We start from the raw sequence: 18,141 nt of genomic DNA on the forward strand, positions 1-18,141 counted from the left end.
ATGCGCAAGTGGTGTTCGGGTTTTGCAGCGCTCGCTGTGCTGGCGAGCGGCGCGAAAGCCGAAGAGGTCGTGCTGGAGCCGTCCAGCCAATGGGTGCTGGATTACCACGAGGACAAGTGCCGGCTGGCCCGGACGTTTGGCGAAGGGGAAGCTGAGACGGTCCTCTTTCTGGAACAGCTGACGCCGGGCGACACGTTCTCCTGGCTGGTCAGCGGACCGGCGCTGAAGACTCTGCGGTTACGACGCGAAGTAAGCGTTCGGTTTGGACCGCGCTTTGAACCTTTCAATGTCAGCCAGGGTTCATCGATGAGGATGGACGAGTATGGCAATGTGCTGGAAGGCGTCGGCTACCAGAACATAGAAAATCCGTTTGGCCAGACTCTCGTCGAAAGCAGCGACGGGATGACCACCGTTGCACCGCCGACGTCGCCAGTGCCCCAGTCGCGCGCGCTCCAGCCGCACGATGGTGCGCAGATTGACCATCTGCAACTACGCCAGCCTGGACGCTTCTCCCTCCGCCTGAATACAGGCAGGCTGGACAAGGCATTCGATGCAATGAATGCCTGCATGGACAATCTGGTGGCCACATGGGGTGTCGATCCGGCTACCCTGCGTAAGCAGATGACGCAGCCGCGATGGCTGAATCAGGCTGCGCTGGCGCGCCGGATAATGCTAGCCTATCCGCGCAAAGCACTGAACGCGGGCGAGCAGGCGAACTTCCAGATGCGTGTTATCGTCAACCCTGACGGGAGCGTCGCGAACTGCAAGCTGATCAACTTGACGTTAGCAGACAGCTTTGATGATCGGGTTTGCCCCATCGTGCGGGAGAGCGGCCAATTCGAAGCAGCTAGGGATGCCAGCGGTGCTCCTCTCACATCCTTCGTGGTTTCGAACATCGTTTACCGCATCAACTGACGTCCATCAGAACACGCTGACCAAGGCGTGGATCACGATACCTACCAGCCCGCCCACCAGTGTCCCGTTGATGCGGATGAACTGAAGGTCACGCCCCACCGCCCCTTCGACCCGGTCGGTAACTGTGCGCGCGTCCCATCGCTTCACCGTTTCAGACACCAGACGCACGATCTGACCGCCGTAGTTGCTGGCCAAGCCGACTGCGGTGCGGCGGGCAAAACGGTTTACCTGCAACTGCAACCGGGGATCGTCGCGCAAAGCTGCGCCCGCATCGCGTAGTGCTTCGCTGAACACACCGCCCATACCGCTCCCCTCGCGCAAGCCGGCAATCAGCCCGCCGCGCAGGCGCTCCCAAACGCCCTGCCACCATTCCCCGACGGCCGGATTGGTAAGCAGATCGTTCTTCGCCTGCTCGACCTTGACCTGCAGCGCGGGATCATGCTGCAAACGGTGGGCGAGGCTGCCCAGCCCCTCTTCCACCTTCGTGCGCAGCGGGTGTTGCGGATCGACCAGCACTTCGGCCAGCATCCGGTACAGTCCGTCGATGACGGAGTTCGCCAGCCGTTCGTCCAGCCCGACAAGTTTCAGCAGCGCATTGGCGCGCGCGCGGACCATCTCGCGCACCATGTCCTCGTTGTCCTCCAACACCAGTCCCGCCTGCCGGATCAGGCTGTCGATAAGCGGGCGGTGCCGCCCATCGGCAATCATGGCGGCGAGCAGTTGGCCCAGCACCGGCGCGATCCGGACCCGCTCCAGCTGCGCCGCAAGGCCGGCCCTCACCTGCGTGCCGAGCCGCTGCGGGTCGAGCGATTCCAGCACCTCGACCGCCATCATGCCCATCCCTTCGCGCAGACGCGACGGCGATGCGGCGGGCGGGCTGGCGAGGTAATCGCCTACAGCTGCCGCCAGATTCATGGCCTGCATCCGCCGGGCGACCACCGCAGGCGTCAGGAAGTTTTCGCGCAGGAAGTGCGCCATGGTGTCGGCGATCCGGTCCTTGTTCTCCGGAATGATCGCAGTGTGGGGGATCGGTAACCCGAGCGGATGGCGAAACAGGGCGGTGACCGCAAACCAGTCGGCGATCCCGCCAATCATGCCCGCTTCGGCAAAAGCGTGGAGGTATCCCCAAGCCCAGTGCCGGCCCAGATTGATCTCGGCCAGCACGAACAGCCCGGCCATCAACACCAGCAGCCCGGTGGCTGTCCTGCGGATCGCCTGTGCTCTGTCCGGCGTGACCGTCACCGGACGCAGGAAAGCGGGCCGCATGGAGCGGCCCCGCCCGCGTTGCAAGTGTTCGCCGTTCACTCCGCAGGTGTTGCCTGACGTCCCGCCGTATCGTCAAGCTCATCGCCGGGCCGGTAGGTCAGCAGCCGTTCGCGCAGCCACGGGCCAATCCGCTTCTCGAACCCGTCGGCCAGGCTGAAACCGGCAGGGATCAGCACCAGGGTCAGAACGGTCGACAACAGCAGCCCGCCGATCACCGTGACGCCCATCGGCGCTCGCCATGCCGCGTCGCCCGATACCGAAATGGCGGTGGGCACCATGCCCGCAGTCATGGCGACCGTTGTCATGACGATCGGCTGCGCCCGCTTGTGCCCGGCGTCCAGGATCGCCTGCAGCTTGGGCACGCCGCGCTGCATCTCGTCCATGGCGAAATCGATGAGAAGAATGGAGTTCTTCGCTACGATTCCCAGCAGCATCAGCATCCCGATGAACACCGGCATGGAGATCGGCTGCCCCACGATCAGCAGGCCGATCAGGCCGCCAAGCGGCGCCAGCAACAATGAAGTCATGTTGACCAGCGGAGAGACGAAGCGATGGTACAGCAGCACCAGCACTGCGAACACCAGCAGGATGCCGCTGATGACCGCGATCATGAAGCTGTTGATCATCTCCGCCTGCCATTTGTCCTCGCCCACGACGTCGTTCTTCACGCCTGTGGGAAGGTTGCGCATGATCGGCAGCTTGTTGATCGCATCCATCACCGGACCCTTCACCTGCCCTTCGGCGAGGTCGGCGCCCACCAGAACCCGGCGCGACTGGTTATAGCGCTGAATCTGGGTCGGCCCGGAACCAAAGCTGATTTCCGCCACACGGCGCAGCGGGACGGTGCCTCCGGTGGAGGTGGGTACGGGCAAGTTCTCGATGGTGGTAATGTCGCGGCGTGATTCACGCGGCAGGATTACCCGGATGGGCACCTGCCGGTCGGAAAGGGAGAATTTGGCTGCGTTCTGGTCGATTTCACCCAAGGTGGCGATGCGGATCGCGTTGCTGAGCGCGGCAGTGGTCACACCCAGCTGCGCGGCCAGATCCTCGCGCGGGGTGATGATGAGCTCAGGGCGCCTGAGGTCGGCTGCGATGCGCGGAGCCACAACCCCAGGAACGCCGCGCATCTGCTCGACCAGAGTCTGCGCCGCGCGTTCCAACTGAACCGGATCACTGCCGGCCAGCATCACGGATATGTCTCGTCCGCTGCCGCCCTGACCGGATTGTGAGGCAAAGCTTGCCCGTGCGTCGGGAATGGCGGCCAATTGTGGTGCAAGCCGCCGCTCGAACTGCACACTGGTCGCTTCCCGTTCCTCAGCCGGAACGAGGTCGATCCACAAGGTTGCGCTGCCTTCGCGGATAGCTTGGGTAATCTGCGCGACTTCCGGCTCTTTCTCCAGCACCGCTTCGATCTGATCAGCGACGATCTGCGTTTGCTCGATCGTAGTGCCGGGGATCAATTCGACATTGACCCGGCTGCCGTCCTCGTTGGTGTTGGGCTGAAATTGCTGCGGGAGGCCGGCAAACAACGCTCCGGTCATGATGAGGGCGTAAACCCCAGCCATGAAGGCGTAGAACCGATGGTCACGGGTCCGCGCATGGAAGCGGGCGGAAAAGCTGCGGTAGTAACGCCCGAACTGCCCGAACAGCCCCAGAACAAATCGCAGGACATAACCGACGGCGATGGCTGCGGCCAGACCCGCGAACGGTGCCACCAGCGCCACCAGCAGGATCGGGATTTCGAGAGTGCCGTTGAGGAACATGAAGGCGGCGACAGTGCCGCCGATGAACGCAGCGACGATGATGAGAACGGCAAGGATGGCGAGCGTGCGATAGAGCCAGTTGCCCGGCACCCGCTCCACCCGTTCAAGCATCTTGCGCGATTCGCCGGAACGCAGCGTCCACTCCAGTACGCGCAGGTAGAAGTCCATGGCCCGGCCTTCGCCGTGTTCCGCCTGTCCCTTGGCCTCCAGGAAATAGGCGGCGACCATCGGTGTGATCATGCGCGCGACAGCCAGACTCATCAGCACCGCCACGACCACGGTCAGTCCGAAGGGCTTGAAGAACTCGCCAGGGATACCCGGCATCAGGCCGACCGGCAGGAACACGGCGACAATGGAGAAACTGGTCGCGGCGACAGCAAGACCGATCTCGTCAGCCGCGTCGATCGACGCCTGATAGGCCGATTTGCCCATCCGCATATGCCTGACGATATTTTCGATTTCGACGATGGCATCGTCGACCAGCACCCCGGCCACCAGGCTGAGCGCCAGCAGGGAAAGAAAGTTCAGGTTGAAGCCGAACAGGTCCATGAACCAGAAAGTCGGGATCGCTGAGAGGGGTATTGCCAGCGCGCTGATAAAGGTCGCCCGCCAGTCGCGCAGGAAGAAGAACACCACGATGATTGCCAGCACCGCGCCCTCGATCAGGGCCGCCATCGAGGTGGCGTATTGCTGCATGGTATAGGGAACCGGGGTCCACAGTTCGCTGAACCGGACACCCGGATTTTCAGCCTCGATCGCTTTCAACTCGGCCACCGCCGCCTCGAACACGTTCACTTCGGATTCGCCCCGCGCGCGTTCAAACGAGAATGTCACCACCTCCTGTCCATCGACCAGCGAGATGCGCGTCGGATCGGAGTAGCTGTCGCTTACCTCGGCGACGTCGGTGAGCCTGATGGTGGTGCCATTGGCAAGGGGGATGCGGGCCTGCGACAGTGCGTAAGCATCGGTCGCGTTGCCCAGCACGCGGACCGACTGGCGCGACCCGGCGATCTCCGTCTGTCCGCCGGCGGCGTTGACGTTGATCTGCCGCAGCACCGCGTTGATGTCGCGCGCGGTGACGCCCAGCGACTGCATCCTCGCCGGGTTCAGGACGACACGGATTTCCCGGTCCACGCCGCCCGCGCGACTGACCGCAGCCATCCCCTCCACCGACAGCAGACGGCGCGAAACCTCGTCGTCGACGAACCAGCTGAGTTGTTCCGGCGTCATGTCGGGCGCGCTGACGGCGTAGAAGCCGAGCGTGCCGCCACCTGTCTCGACCTTGAAGATCTGCGGCTCGAGGATGCCTTCCGGCAAATCGCCGCGGGTCTGGTCAACCGCGTTCTTGACCTCGTTCACGGCATTATTGACATCCGTTCCGATCTGGAATTCGACAATCGTGTTGCTGCTGCCCTCACTGGCCGTCGAACTGATCGTTTCCACGCCGCTGATCGACCGCACGGCGGATTCCACCCGCTGCGTGATCTGCGTCTCGATCTCGGTCGGGGCGGCTCCTGGCTGGCTGATCTGAACCACCACGGCCGGGAACTCGACATCCGGCATGTTCACGACCGGCAGGCGCATGAACGACATTATGCCAGCCAGCGTCAGGCCGATGAACAGGACGATGGGGATGATCGGGTTGCGGATCGACCAGGCGGAGATGTTGCGGAAGTTCATGGCTTCAACTTGCGCTGCGGATTGGCTTCACGGCGTCGCCTTCCGACAGGAAACCGCCGGCCCGAAGGACCACCTGCTCCGTCCCGGCCAGACCGCCGGCGATGACGATCCCGTTGGCGGTAACTGCGCCGAGCTGGACGTTGCGGCGAGACACCCGGTTGTCCGGACCAACCACATAGACATAGCTGCCCTGGGCATCGCTCTGCAACGCACTTTCGGGAAGAACAGGGGCGCTGACCGTTCCGCTGCGCACAACCGCCGTAGCAAAGCCGCCAGGCCGCAGAGCCTGATCGTAAGGCAGGGCAATGCGCGCCGTGCCCTGCCGATTCTGAGGGTCGATCGTCGGCGACAGTTGCCACACCTGTCCGGTGAAGCTGCGGTTGTAGCCGGCAGGCGTCACGTCGGCCTGAACCCCGACGGACAGCGCCGCAAGCTCCGTCTCGCCCACCTGCGCCAGAAGCTCCATCTGTCCGCCCTGCGCGATGTTGAACAGCACGCCCGATCCGGCGCCCACCGTCTGCCCCGGCTCCACATCGCGTGACAGTACAAGGCCGGCGGCGGGCGCCACAATGTTGAGACGCGCGTTGCGGGCGCGCAGTTCGGCCGCCTGAGAACGGGCCACGTTTACGCGCGCCACGGCGGCGTCGCGCGTGGCGGTCAGGCGATCAACCTCGGCCTGTGCGACGAAGCCGCGTTCTACCAGCTGCAGCGCGCGATCGAGGTTGTTCTGCGCCAGCCGTGCATCGGCCTCGGCCACGCCGATCTGGGCGTCGGCCGCGCGGGTCTGCTGCGTCTGAACCGAACGGTCTATCACGGCCAGAACCTGGCCCTGTCGCACCCAGTCGCCGGCATCCACAAGGACGGAGACAACGCGCCCGCCTTCACCCACCACGCCCACGGGAAGATTGCGGCGCGCCGCGAGAGTGCCGGTAGCATTGATCGCGCCCTCGACGAGCTGCCGGCCGGGCGCGACCACGGACACGGACGGAACCTGATCACCGGCACCTTCCGCCGGAGCCGTCGCGGCGGCATCCTCGCCGCTGCGGGTGAATATGATCAAAGCAGCCAATGCTGCTGCGATAAGGAGAGCTATGAAAATGAGCCGCCGGCGCCGCGCCGAGCGATCCTCGAGGCCGGTGTCAACCTCGTAGGGTTCGGCAGCAGCGGCCTGCTTCAGCCCAATTCCTGCTTCAAAGTTCATCGGCTAGCGCTTTCTTCGGCCACCTTCGGCCATTGTCCGTCTTCAGGAGAGGATCGCCTCCCTGCGCCCCTTACCCGAGCGGGCGCGGGTGCGCAATCGAACGCTCGACGAGGAACGCCTCCGCTCGACGAACGGCAGATGGTGCAGCTTAGCGACAGGAACAAGCAAAACGGGCGCGCTCAAGCTGAGCGCGCCCGTGAAAAATGGCGTTGTAAGACCGTCGCGGTCTTGAGTTAGCGAACGCGGCCGCGCTGCACCAGGTTTACGATTGCCAGAAGGATAACCGCGCCGATGAACGCGGCAATCAGGCTCCAGAGGTTGAAGCCAGCGAGACCGGCAACGCCGCCACCGCCAACAAGAGCGCCGATGATCGCGCCAACGATACCCACGACGATGTTCCAGAATATCCCCATCGAAGCATCACGATTCATCACCATGCTGGCAAGCCAGCCGATGATGCCGCCAACCACTATCGCGATAATCCACCCCAGAAATCCCATGTTCGTTCTCCTTTTTTTGCCACGCTAATAGGCGCACTGGTCAGAGGAACGAACGGAATGGCCGGCAAGTTCCCCGCTTGCCGCCATTCCGGGAAAACCCTTTGAAGTTCAGATCAGTACTTGAGCTGCCGCTCGTACAGGTCGCGGTAATGCTGGATCCGGGTGACTCTGAGCCCCTGCATGCCGGAACGGTCCACGGCGCGTTGCCAGGAGGCAAATTCCTCAAGCGTCAGGTCGTAACGCTCGAGCACCTCGTCCACCGTAACCAGCCCGCCATTCACGGCGGCAACAACCTCGGCTTTGCGTCGTACTACCCAGCGCCGGGTGGACGGCGGTGGCAGATCGGCCAGGGTCAGCGGTTCGCCCAGCGGTCCGATCACGTGATCGGGGCGAATGCGTTGGTTTTCCATCATGACGCGTCTCGCTGATTATCTTTGTTCTTGCGATGCTCGGAGTTGGTGTGATGCTCAGACGCCGCGGAGCCTGGCGGGCCACTGGCGGGCACTTGGGATGTGTGCGGCGCGTCTGCCAAGCCCGTACTCAGCGACCGAAATCGGCCGATGATCTGCAGCTCGTCGGGCTTGCGCTTCGCCTCTGCTCTCAGTTCGCGGGTGGCGGCCAGTTGCGACACCAGTTCTGCCCAGTGCAGTTCGCGCAGAATGGCCGCACTGTCGCCCGGGATGCTGGCGTCCCGCCGGATCTTGCCTTTTTCATACATGCCCAGTCGTTTAGGCCAGAGGGGGTAAACAAGCCGTGAAACGCGATCTTCGTTAACCCCGCAAAACAGCCTCTCACGCCGCCTCACGCCCGATAAATGTGGAAAAAAGCGTCCCGCTGCCTTAATGTAACCCGCTCCATGTCCTCCACCACTTCTCTCTTGCCGCGGGAGGCTGCCGCGCTGTTCGACCTGCCGCGTCCGGCGGCCGAGTGCCGCATTGTCGTCGCGATGTCGGGCGGCGTGGACTCGTCAGTTGTGGCCGCATTGGCCGCCGCATCTGGTGCCGAGACGATCGGCGTCACCCTGCAGCTGTACGATTACGGAGCGGCCACCGGCCGCAAGGGCGCGTGCTGCGCGGGTGACGACATCAGCGACGCGCGGCGCGTGGCCGACGGGCTTGGCATTGCTCACTATGTCCTCGATCACGAAAGCGCGTTTCGCGAAACGGTGGTTGAACGCTTTGCCGACGACTACATGGCCGGGCGCACACCGATCCCCTGCATCCAGTGCAACATGGGGCCCAAGTTTACCGACCTGCTTGCCACGGCCCGGGAACTGGGCGCGGACTGCCTCGCCACGGGGCATTACGTTCGCCGCGTCCCCGGCGCGGCCGGAGCCGAACTGCACCGGGCGTGCGATCCCGGGCGTGACCAGTCCTATTTCCTGTTCGCCACAACCGAGGAACAGCTCGGTTATCTGCGCTTTCCGTTGGGCGGCATGCCCAAGGCGCAGGTGCGCGAACTGGCGGCTGCGGCCGGTTTGGCCAATGCCGGCAAGCCGGACAGCCAGGACATCTGCTTCGTGCCGGATGGCGACTACGCCACGGTGGTGCGCAAGCTGCGCCCCGAAGGGGGTGAGCCGGGCGCAATCGTTCACGCTGTCAGCGGCGAAACGCTTGGCGCGCACAGGGGCGTCATCCATTTCACCGTGGGGCAGCGGCGGGGGCTAGAAATCGGCGGACAGGCAGAGCCGCTGTATGTGATCGGCATCGACGCGCAGCGGCGCGAGGTGCGTGTGGGACCCCGGCACCTTCTGGCGGTCGGCGCGGCGCGGCTGGTGGACACCAACCGTATCGGTCCGTTGCCCGATCTGCCGCTGCAGGCCAAGGTCCGGTCGCTGGCCAGACCGGTGCCGGTTACGCTGGACGGCCGGCTGGGCGACGGAAAGGATACAACCATTCGTTTCGCCGCGCCCGAACATGGCGTCGCCCCCGGACAGGCAGCGGTGCTCTACGCGGGCGAGCGGGTGGTGGGCGGCGGCTGGATCGCGGACACCTACGCCTAGCCTTCCCACCGGTCCAGGACGCAGCCATAGCCGGGACGCAGCCTTGCCGTGTCGGCGCGGACCAGCGGGAAGGAGGCCGTCACGCTCTTCGCCTCGGCGTGTTCGGTCAGGCGGATCAGTTCCATTCCGGCAACCTTGTCCTTCGCGCAGTCAGCAAGGCTCCGCCCGGCAACAAAGCGGCACGAGCAGGCCACCCTGGCCCCATAAGCGGTTCCTGCCGAGGCATAGCCGCGAATCGCCCCGCCCCAAGCGAACAGCATCACCGCGATCAGAACCGCCACCGCCGCCAGCAACCACCACCGCCGGCGTCCACGTTTCCGGCGGATGGCCGCAGCCGACTTCGCCATTGTAAACCGCCCTTCCTTGCGCAAGGTGCGGCCACCATGCTGCCGCGCCTGCGAATCCATCGATCCATCCGCCCTATCCTGCCGCTGGCGCTGCTGCCAAGCCTCCTCGCCTGCAACAGCGCGCCGCCTGCCCCTGCGCCGCTGAGCGAAGCGGCACGGGCGGCGGTTGCCGAAGATCCCGGCGCTCCAGCGGGGCAGGTGGCGCGTGCGCTGGACAATCTGTTCACCGACGAGGCGGTCGGAGAGACACGCGCGGTCGTCCTGATGCACGAGGGGGAGATCGCGGCGGAGCGGTATGCGCCGGGCTATGGCCCCGACACGCGGTTCGTCAGCTGGTCCATGGCCAAGACGGTCACGGCTGTCATGATCGGAATGCTGGTTGCGGACGGCCGCCTCGAACTGGATCAGCCCGCGCCCGTACCCCGTTGGAACCGTCCTGGCGATCCGCGCGCAGAGATAACCCTGCGGCATCTGCTCCAGATGCGCAGCGGGCTGCGCCACACCGAGTCGGGCGAGCCGCCCTACCGGTCAAGCGAGGTTCGCATGCTCTTCCTCGACGGACGCGATGACATGGCTGAGTTCGCCACGGCGCAGCCGCTTGAAGGTGAGCCGGGAGCACGCTTCGAATATTCCTCGAACACGACGGTCATTCTCGCCGACATCGCCGCCCGCGCCCTGACCGACAGCACCGATCCTGAAGAACGCCGCCGGGCAGTCGCGGATTACCTGCAGACGCGCATCTTCGCCCCGCTGGGGATGAGCAGCATGGTACCCGAATTCGACCGGGCCGGGACGTTCATCGGGGGCAGCCTCGTTCATGGCACCGCCCGCGACTGGGCACGATTTGGCGAATTCCTGCGCCTGAAAGGCTCGCATCGCGGCGCGCAGCTGCTGCCGCGCGGCTGGGTGGAGGCGATGATCGCGCCGAGCCCCGCCAGCCCGCACTACGGGTTTCAGACCTGGCTCAACCGCGACTTCGAGCGGGTTGAGGGGGAGGACCACCCCCTGTTCCCCACTCGTGCGCCGGCAACGATGTTCGCCATGATCGGCCATATGGGACAGTACACGCTGATTTCACCCGAACAGCAGGTGACGCTGGTTCGCCTCGGCCATTCGGACGCGGCACAGCGCAGCGCACTGCTGCCGCGTCTTGCCGAAGTGCTCGAACTCTATCCGCCGAGGTAGAACGTTCCTTCCACCACGGTCACACAGCCGCCGCCCAGCCACACCCGGTCGCCGTCCAGCCGGCAGGTGAGATCCCCGCCGCGGGCCGAGGCCTGATGCGCCGTGAACTCGTCCCGGTGCAGCCGCTCCGCCCAGAAGGGCGCCAGGGCCGCATGAGCCGATCCGGTGACGCTGTCCTCGTTCACGCCCCACGCAGGCGCGAACACCCGGCTGACAACATCGCTCGCGCCGCCGCGCGCGGTGCAGATCGCCATGAGGTCGATTGCCGCCAGTTCCTGCATGTCCGGCACCACGCCCCGAACCGCCGCTTCGTCGGGCAGCAGCACCACGGCCGTCTGTTCGGCTCCGCTGACCGAATGAAAAACCTCTCCTTCGCAGCCGAGCGCCGCCAGCAGTCCGGGGTCGGCCCGGCGTTCCACGCGGGTAACTGGCAGACCCAGGGCATAGCATTCCCCATCCCGCCGCACCTCCAGCACCCCCGACCTGCGCGTTCGGAACGTCGCCCGCTCGCTGCCATCCCGCTCTAGCAGCGCATGCCCGCTCGCCAATGTCGCGTGACCGCACAGCGCAACCTCGCTTGTCGGGGTGAACCAGCGCAACTCCCAGTCGGCCTCGCCGCTCGCATCGCGAACCACGAACGCGGTTTCGGCAAAGTTGTTCTCCGCCCCGATCGCCTGAAGTATGCGGTCTTCCGGCCATTCCTCCAGCAGCATGACCGCCGCCTGGTTGCCGGAGAACAAGCGGTCGGCAAAGGCGTCTACGTGCCAGTACGGTACTCTCATCGCGCACCCCTTCCCAACCGGGTAAACTCGTTCTCTTCCACCAGCGGATTCTGCGTATCCTTGTAGCCCAGCGGGTCGATGTGAATGAACAGTTCTGTGTCCGGCAACTGGCCGCTCAGCTCCCTTTCAACCCGTTCTATCACGTCGTGCGCCTCGGCGACGGTCAGGTGCGGGTCCATGTCGATATGGAATTGCGCGAAGTTGGTGGTGCCGCTGATGCGGGTGCGCAGGTCGTGGAGATTGGAAAGCTCGGGATAGGTGGCCACAAGCTCCACCAGCCGCTGCCGCCGCTCCTCCGGCCACTCGCGGTCCATCAGCTGATCGACCGCTTCACCGGCGGCGCGAAAAGCGCCGTACCCCAGCCAGCCGGCGATGAGGAAGCCGAACACCGGGTCAGCGCCGACCACGCCGGCCACGCCGTCCAGAACAAGGGCGGCGATCACCGCGAGGTTAAGCAGCATGTCCGACTGATAGTGCACGTGATCTGTCCGGATCGCGACGGATCCGGTCCGCCGCAGCACATAGCGCTGCCAGGCGAGCAGGCCCACCGTCAGGGCAATGGCGACCAGGGACACGGCAATGCCTTCCGCCGGTGCCGCCACCCTGGCACCTTCGTTGAGCTGGCGCACGCTGTGAAGCAGGATCAGGACAATGGAGACGCCGATGAGCATCACCTGCACCATCGCCGCCACCGCTTCCGCCTTGCCGTGGCCGAATCGGTGGTCGCGATCGGCCGGAAAGGCGGCGATCCAGACGCCGAAGAAGGTTGTCAGGCTGGCGACAAGGTCCAGCGCGCTGTCCGCCAGGCTGCCCAGCATTGCGGATGATCCGGTGCGCCAGCTGGCCCAGATTTTCAGCGCCACCAGCACGGTCGCGACAGTCATGGATGCGAGCGCCGCGCTTTTGGCGAGGCCGGAGCCGCGTTGCTGGATGAAGGACGGGGCGTTCCTCACGGGTACAGCAGCGTACTGGTCCAGGCGCCGTCCGCCCCGCGGGTGAACAATCGCCGGTCATGCAGCCGGTTGGGCCGATCCAGCCAGAACTCGATCGCGGCCGGAGCGAGCCGGAACCCGGTCCAGTGCGGCGGGCGCGGCAAATCGCCCGATGGGTGGCGGGCCGCCAGTTCCGCCACCCGGGCAAGGTAGAGCGCCCGGTCGGACAGAGGGCGCGACTGGTCGGACGCGGCAGAGCCGATCTGCGAGTCCCGTGGGCGCGAGTGGAAGTAGCGGTCCGCCTCTGCGCCCGTCACCTCCGCAAGCGGGCCTTCGATCCGGATCTGCCGGCGCAGACTTTTCCAGTGGAACAGGAGCGCGGCGCGCATGGTGGCCCTGATCTCCTCTCCCTTGCGGCTGCGCGCATTGGTATAGAACGTGAACCCGTCTGGCCCATGTCCCTTCAGCAGCACCATGCGCACAGAAGGAGTTCCGTCCGCAGCGGCGGTGGCAAGGGCCATGGCGTTGGGGTCGTTCGGCTCGCTCTCCTGCGCGGCGGCAAACCACTGGTCGAACAGCGCCAGCGGATCGCCCGTCGGAATGGCGCTTTCATCAGCGGTCGTGTGGTCGATCATTCCTGGCATGATCGTCCTGTCGTAGTGTTATGCGCCATTCCCAAGACCTTGTTGCAGTGTCAGCGGTGACTGCGGAGCGCCTGCCTGCATTCCATACCTTCGTCCAGACCCGCAGGAAAGCGATTGCCCTTCGCCGCCGTGCCGCTTAGCTAGCGCGATGGCCGATCCTTATGCCACGCTTGGCGTTTCCCGTACCGCGACCGACAAGGACATCAAGAGCGCTTACCGCAAGCTAGCCAAGGAACTTCATCCCGATCGCAATCAAGATAATCCGCAGGCGGCAGAGCGGTTCGCACAGGTGACGTCCGCTTATGACCTCCTGTCAGACAAGGACAAGCGGGCCCGCTTTGATCGCGGCGAGATCGATGCCGACGGGAACCCGGCCCACCCGTTCGGCGGCATGTCCGGCGGTTTCGGAGGTCGGGCGCGGCCCAGCGGCGCGCAAGGCGGCTTCCGGGCCGAGGATTTCGGCGGCTTCGCGCAGGAAGGGGTCGACCTGGGCGACATCTTCGAAGGACTGTTCGGGGGCGGCGCGGGACAGGCGCGGGGCGGTCCGGCGGGCGGCTTTGCCGGACAACGGCGGGCACCTCCGCGAAAAGGCCCAGATGTGCAGTACCGGCTGCGGGTGTCGCTGGTCGATGCCGCCACCCGCGCGGACCAGCGCATCACGCTGGCGGATGGCAGGACGATCGATCTCAAGCTGCCGGAAGGAGTCGAGGACGGCACCCAGATGCGTCTGCGCGGGCGCGGCGAACCGGGGCCGGGCGGCGCGGGCGATGCGCTGATCGTCATCGCAATCGATCCGCACCCGCTGTTCCGCAGGGAAGGCGATGATATTCGCATCGACCTGCCGATCACGCTGGACGAGGCGGTGAATGGAGGCAGGGTGCGTGTACCAACCGTCGATGGCGCGGTGATGATGACGATCAAGCCGGGTACGAGCGGGGGCACCGTGCTGCGCCTGAAAGGCAAAGGTTTCAGCCGCAAGGGCGGCGGGCGCGGTGACCAGTTGGTGACGCTGGAGATTCACCTGCCGGCAGATGTCACGGAACTGGCCCGCCGGCTGGACGGATGGACGGATGGCGGCAATCCGCGTGCATCGCTGGGTGGCTGACCGGCGACCGGATCAAGGGAGGGGCGCTGTGTGAGCGAGGGGGTGTCAGCGGACGCAGAAACGCGCAAGGTGCGGTCCTTGTCCCCGGAAGCGCGGCGGCAGGCGGCGCGCAAGCTGCGCGGCCGGATCCAGCGCGATTACGGACCGGGAACGCGCGCCTACGAGGTGGCTCGCAGGACGCTGACCGGCACCTATCAGGACGGCTTCATTCACGCCGGCAACCTTGCCTACATGGCCATGCTGGCACTGTTTCCGTTCTTCATCCTCGGCGCTGCCGTCTTTTCCGCCATCGGGGAGGAGAGCGAGCGCGCGGCAACTGTCAACGCGGTGCTGCTCGCCCTGCCGCCGGTTGTGGCCGATACGATCCGGCCGGTTGCCCTCGACGTGGTGAATGCCCGAAGCGGCTGGCTCTTGTGGGCGGGCGGCATCGTTGCGCTCTGGACAGTCGGCAGCCTGATCGAGACGATCCGCGACATTCTGCGACGGGCCTATGGCACGGAGGCAACACAATCCTTCCTGCGTTACCGGCTGCTGTCCACCGGCATCATCGTCTTGGCGGTCATCCTGCTGTTGCTGTCGCTGATCGCCCAGGTGCTGATCGGCACGGCGCAGGAATTCATCGCGGCGTTCGTGCCGCAGCTGAGCGATGTGATCGGCACCCTGCGCCTGTCCCGCCTCGTGCCCATGCTGGGGCTGTTCGGTTCGCTCTACCTGCTGTTCTATACCCTGACGCCGCATCAATATCGCAAACGCCGGTATCCCAAGTGGCCCGGTGCGCTGGCGGTGACCGGCTGGTGGATCGCCGTGACCCTGGCGTTGCCGCCGCTGCTGGCGAGCTTTTTCAACTACAACCTTACCTATGGCAGCCTTGCCGGGGCGATGGTCGCGCTGTTCTTTTTCTGGCTGATCGGCTTTGGCTTCGTTATCGGTGCAGAGTTGAACGCGGCGCTGGCCGAAACGCCGGAGGAGGCGGAGGCCATCGCCGCGGAACCGGGCGACGGCGATGCGCCACTGTATGATCCGGCAACCGCCGAGGCGGCAGACACCCTGGGAGGAGCACGAACATGACGGGGCAGACGCAAGGACTGATGGCCGGCAAGCGCGGGCTGATCATGGGGCTGGCTAACAACAAGTCGCTGGCGTGGGGGATCGCGCAGCGTCTCGCAGAGCATGGCGCGGAGCTGGCGTTCTCCTACCAGGGAGAGGCATTGGGCAAGCGGGTGCAGCCGCTGGCGGCCGAACTGGGGAGCGACTTTACGTTCGACTGCGACGTCGGCGACATGGCCGCGCTGGATCGCGCCTTCGCGCTGCTGCGCGAGCGATGGGAGACGCTTGACTTCCTGGTTCATGCGATCGGCTTTTCCGACAAGAACGAGCTGCGCGGCCGCTACGTGGATACCTCGCTCGACAACTTCCTGCAGACGATGAACATCTCGGCCTATTCACTGGTCGCGGTGGCGAACCGCGCGGCCGCGATGATGGCGCCGGGCGGGAGCATTCTAACCCTGACCTACTACGGGGCCGAAAAGGTTGTTCCGCACTACAACGTGATGGGCGTCGCCAAGGCCGCGCTGGAGGCGAGCGTGCGCTATCTCGCCAATGATCTTGGGCCAGACGGCATCCGGGTCAATGCGCTTTCCGCGGGACCGATCAAGACGCTGGCGGCGAGCGGTATCGGCGACTTCCGCTACATCCTGCGCTGGAACGAACTGAACGCGCCGCTCCGCCGCAATGTCACCATCGAGGATGTGGGCGGCGCGGGGCTGTACCTGCTGTCGGACCTCGCCAGCGGCGTCACAGGCGAAGTGCACCACGTCGATGCCGGGTATCACACCGTCGGCATGAAGCAGGAAGACGCGCCCGATATCGCGCTGGGATAGGGTCAGGAAGGCTGCTGCAGCTGGCGCAGGCAGCCGATGGCAATCTGCGCCCTGGTGCTCGGCTCCGGGTTGGCTTCTTCGGCCTGTTCCCGGTCTCTGGAACGCTCCTCCGCCGTCTTGCTGCCCGCCGACTGGTCCAGCCGCCGTTCGTACAGCCTGCGCACTTCGCCAAAGGCGCGCTGCTGTTCCGCTGTGAGAGCGCCCCGCTCCTGCAGCTGCTCGGTCAGGGAATCGAGCGCGATACTGCACAGCAGCGCGCGGTCGTAAGCGGTCGCAGCGCCCGTCAGCGCCGCCTGGTTCCCGATGGACAGCGCCTGCGCCGCGCGGCGGTCGTCGGCGTCGAACTCGACAGTGTCGACCGAGGCGGCCTGCGGCGCGGTTGCGGTTTCCGGCGCGCAGGAGGCCGCCAGCAGAAGAGCGGTCAACACAGGCAGTCTCTGGGGGAAGGTGCGGGCAAGACGTGTCATAGGGCAGCCTGTAAAAGGCATTCTTCCTTGCTCCAAGCGATTAGATGATTAGAGCAGGCGTCATGGTCCGCAGTCATTCGCGTTCTCCCGAACGCGCCGCCGCGCTGCCGTTCTGGCTGCTGGCAGCATTCCTTGTCATCGTGTTCATCGCCGGCGGGGCATCGCGGGCCGATGTTCTTGGTCAGCCGGTGGTGCGTTTTTTCGCCTGGGCTGCGCTGATTGCCTTTGTCCTGTTGGCCGGGCGTTTCCAGGCGCCACGCAAGGGGCCAGCCCTGATCCTGGGCGCGGCAGCTCTGCTGGTGCTGTTCCAGTTGATCCCGCTGCCACCGGCTTGGTGGCTGGCGCTTCCCGGGCGGGAGATTCTTGCAGAGGCGGCAATCGTGATGGGGCAGCCACAGCCCTGGCGCCCGTTGTCAATGTCACCCGGCGCGACAGCTAATGCGCTGGGCTCTTTGGTCGTCCCGGCGCTGGTCCTGCTGCTCGCGGCTCAGCTTTCGCGAGAGCAGCAGCGGCAGGTAATGGGTTGGGTTCTGGGGCTGGTGATTGCCGGTAGCCTGCTGGCACTGCTGCAATTTTCCGGGGGGCGCCTTGATAACCCGTTCATCAACGATCCGCCGGGCGCCGTGGCGGGGAACTTTGCCAATCGCAATCACATGGCGCTGTTCCTGGCGGTCGGCTGCCTGATCGCGCCCGCATGGGCGTTCAGGGGTGACAAGGTGCAGCGGTGGCGGGTTGCCGCAGGCCTGGGCTTGCTTCCGCTGCTGCTGCTGATGATCCTGGCGACCGGCTCACGCGCCGGGGTGGCGCTGGGGCTGGCAGGCACCGCGCTTGGCATTGCCATTTCCTGGCGAGCGGTGGCGCGCGAGGTGCGGACCCTGCCGCGCACACTGCGCCTGCCGCTTCTGGGTGCATTCGCAGCGGCGGTCGTCGGCGTCCTGGTGCTCAGCTTCACCCGCGGCCGCGCCGTTTCCATCGACCGCGCACTCGAGCTGGAGAGCGCCGAGGACCTCCGCACACAAGCCTTGCCGACGGTCCTGTCCATGTTCGAGCGGTATTTTCCTGCCGGATCGGGCTTTGGGACCTTTGACCCCGTTTATCGCATCACAGAACCCGACGCGCTGCTGCAGCCCAACTACTTCAACCAGGCGCACAACGACTGGCTGGGCATGCTGCTGGATGGCGGCTTGGCGGGCGCACTTTTGCTGGCCGCTGCGGTTGGATGGTGGATCGTGGCGAGCGTCAGGGCATGGCGAGTGCAGCCGGTCCGTGACCTGCCGCGCATCGGCTCTGCTGTGATTCTCCTTGTGTTTCTTGCGAGCATCGTCGATTATCCGGCGCGCACGCCGATGATCATGGCTCTGGTGGCGCTGGCGGCAACGTGGCTGGCCAGCAACGGTTCATCAACCAAAACCGAAGGCGACTCCCGCAGATAATCGCGCAGCTTTACCCCCGCACCTACTGCAACTATAGGG

At 65.4% G+C, this 18,141-nt stretch carries 18 protein-coding genes; 7 read left to right on the forward strand and 11 right to left on the reverse strand.

Annotation, left to right across the window (positions count from 1 at the left end; genetic code table 11):
* Window positions 1-915: an energy transducer TonB gene (locus tag LHJ54_RS03200; RefSeq protein WP_228242495.1), complete on the forward strand. Its 915-nt coding sequence runs from the start codon at window positions 1-3 to the stop codon at window positions 913-915.
* 6 nt (window positions 916-921) lie between these two features.
* On the opposite strand, the gene LHJ54_RS03205 is transcribed toward LHJ54_RS03200, so the two are convergent.
* The 6 genes from LHJ54_RS03205 to LHJ54_RS03230 all read right to left on the reverse strand — a co-directional run bounded on the left by LHJ54_RS03205 (window position 922) and on the right by LHJ54_RS03230 (window position 8,043).
* Window positions 922-2,181 carry a DUF445 domain-containing protein gene (locus LHJ54_RS03205; RefSeq protein WP_228244279.1) on the reverse strand — a complete coding sequence of 420 codons (1,260 nt, stop codon included), beginning with the start codon at window positions 2,179-2,181 and terminating at the stop codon, window positions 922-924.
* A gap of 35 nt (window positions 2,182-2,216) precedes the next feature.
* Window positions 2,217-5,624, reverse strand: a complete 3,408-nt coding sequence (locus tag LHJ54_RS03210; RefSeq protein WP_228242496.1) for an efflux RND transporter permease subunit — start codon at window positions 5,622-5,624, stop codon at window positions 2,217-2,219.
* Window positions 5,625-5,628: 4 nt separating this feature from the next.
* On the reverse strand, window positions 5,629-6,825 hold the full coding sequence (locus LHJ54_RS03215) for an efflux RND transporter periplasmic adaptor subunit (protein ID WP_228242497.1): 1,197 nt from the start codon (window positions 6,823-6,825) through the stop codon (window positions 5,629-5,631).
* Window positions 6,826-7,058: 233 nt separating this feature from the next.
* Window positions 7,059-7,316 (reverse strand): GlsB/YeaQ/YmgE family stress response membrane protein, encoded by a 258-nt coding sequence (locus LHJ54_RS03220; RefSeq protein WP_228244280.1) that lies wholly within the window; start codon window positions 7,314-7,316, stop codon window positions 7,059-7,061.
* Window positions 7,317-7,438: 122 nt separating this feature from the next.
* Window positions 7,439-7,738, reverse strand: coding sequence for a DUF1153 domain-containing protein (locus LHJ54_RS03225; protein WP_228242498.1), 300 nt, complete (start codon window positions 7,736-7,738; stop codon window positions 7,439-7,441).
* Window positions 7,735-8,043, reverse strand: a complete 309-nt coding sequence (locus LHJ54_RS03230) for a hypothetical protein (protein ID WP_228242499.1) — start codon at window positions 8,041-8,043, stop codon at window positions 7,735-7,737. Before LHJ54_RS03230 ends, LHJ54_RS03225 begins: the two co-directional genes overlap by 4 nt.
* Before the next feature lie 138 nt (window positions 8,044-8,181).
* Between LHJ54_RS03230 and mnmA the strand changes: the two genes are divergently transcribed.
* Window positions 8,182-9,327, forward strand: a complete 1,146-nt coding sequence (mnmA, locus tag LHJ54_RS03235; protein ID WP_228242500.1) for a tRNA 2-thiouridine(34) synthase MnmA — start codon at window positions 8,182-8,184, stop codon at window positions 9,325-9,327.
* Here mnmA and LHJ54_RS03240 read toward each other — a convergent pair.
* Entirely contained in the window at window positions 9,324-9,674 is a 351-nt protein-coding gene (locus LHJ54_RS03240) for a hypothetical protein (RefSeq protein WP_228242501.1), read from the reverse strand. The genes mnmA and LHJ54_RS03240 overlap by 4 nt on opposite strands.
* 36 nt (window positions 9,675-9,710) lie before the next feature.
* Here LHJ54_RS03240 and LHJ54_RS03245 point away from each other — a divergent pair, with 36 nt between their 5' ends.
* Window positions 9,711-10,859, forward strand: a complete 1,149-nt coding sequence (locus LHJ54_RS03245) for a serine hydrolase (protein WP_228242502.1) — start codon at window positions 9,711-9,713, stop codon at window positions 10,857-10,859.
* Here LHJ54_RS03245 and LHJ54_RS03250 read toward each other — a convergent pair.
* From LHJ54_RS03250 to pdxH, 3 genes are all read right to left on the reverse strand, one after another.
* A complete protein-coding gene (locus LHJ54_RS03250) occupies window positions 10,844-11,641 on the reverse strand; it encodes a PhzF family phenazine biosynthesis protein (RefSeq protein WP_228242503.1) in 798 nt (265 codons plus the stop codon). The two genes, LHJ54_RS03245 and LHJ54_RS03250, sit on opposite strands and share 16 nt — an antisense overlap.
* On the reverse strand, window positions 11,638-12,525 hold the full coding sequence (locus tag LHJ54_RS03255; protein WP_241721420.1) for a cation diffusion facilitator family transporter: 888 nt from the start codon (window positions 12,523-12,525) through the stop codon (window positions 11,638-11,640). The genes LHJ54_RS03250 and LHJ54_RS03255 overlap by 4 nt, the downstream gene beginning before the upstream one ends.
* Before the next feature lie 65 nt (window positions 12,526-12,590).
* Window positions 12,591-13,208 carry a pyridoxamine 5'-phosphate oxidase gene (gene pdxH / locus LHJ54_RS03260; RefSeq protein WP_228242504.1) on the reverse strand — a complete coding sequence of 206 codons (618 nt, stop codon included), beginning with the start codon at window positions 13,206-13,208 and terminating at the stop codon, window positions 12,591-12,593.
* Between the two features lie 157 nt (window positions 13,209-13,365).
* On the opposite strand from pdxH, the gene LHJ54_RS03265 reads away from it, so the two are divergent.
* From LHJ54_RS03265 to fabI, 3 genes are read left to right on the forward strand one after another with little or no spacing between them, the layout of a single operon-like run.
* Window positions 13,366-14,322, forward strand: a complete 957-nt coding sequence (locus tag LHJ54_RS03265) for a DnaJ C-terminal domain-containing protein (protein WP_228242505.1) — start codon at window positions 13,366-13,368, stop codon at window positions 14,320-14,322.
* A 30-nt stretch (window positions 14,323-14,352) separates the two neighbouring features.
* Window positions 14,353-15,390: a YihY/virulence factor BrkB family protein gene (locus LHJ54_RS03270; protein WP_228242506.1), complete on the forward strand. Its 1,038-nt coding sequence runs from the start codon at window positions 14,353-14,355 to the stop codon at window positions 15,388-15,390.
* Window positions 15,387-16,202 (forward strand): enoyl-ACP reductase FabI, encoded by an 816-nt coding sequence (fabI, locus tag LHJ54_RS03275; protein WP_228242507.1) that lies wholly within the window; start codon window positions 15,387-15,389, stop codon window positions 16,200-16,202. The genes LHJ54_RS03270 and fabI overlap by 4 nt, the downstream gene beginning before the upstream one ends.
* A gap of 2 nt (window positions 16,203-16,204) precedes the next feature.
* Here the strand turns inward: fabI and LHJ54_RS03280 are convergent, their stop codons facing one another.
* Window positions 16,205-16,669, reverse strand: coding sequence for a hypothetical protein (locus LHJ54_RS03280; RefSeq protein ID WP_228242508.1), 465 nt, complete (start codon window positions 16,667-16,669; stop codon window positions 16,205-16,207).
* Between the two features lie 44 nt (window positions 16,670-16,713).
* Between LHJ54_RS03280 and LHJ54_RS03285 the strand changes: the two genes are divergently transcribed.
* On the forward strand, window positions 16,714-18,102 hold the full coding sequence (locus LHJ54_RS03285; protein WP_228242509.1) for an O-antigen ligase: 1,389 nt from the start codon (window positions 16,714-16,716) through the stop codon (window positions 18,100-18,102).
* Window positions 18,103-18,141: the final 39 nt, after the last annotated feature.

Source organism: Porphyrobacter sp. GA68 (assembly GCF_022605525.1).
GTDB lineage: Bacteria > Pseudomonadota > Alphaproteobacteria > Sphingomonadales > Sphingomonadaceae > Qipengyuania_B.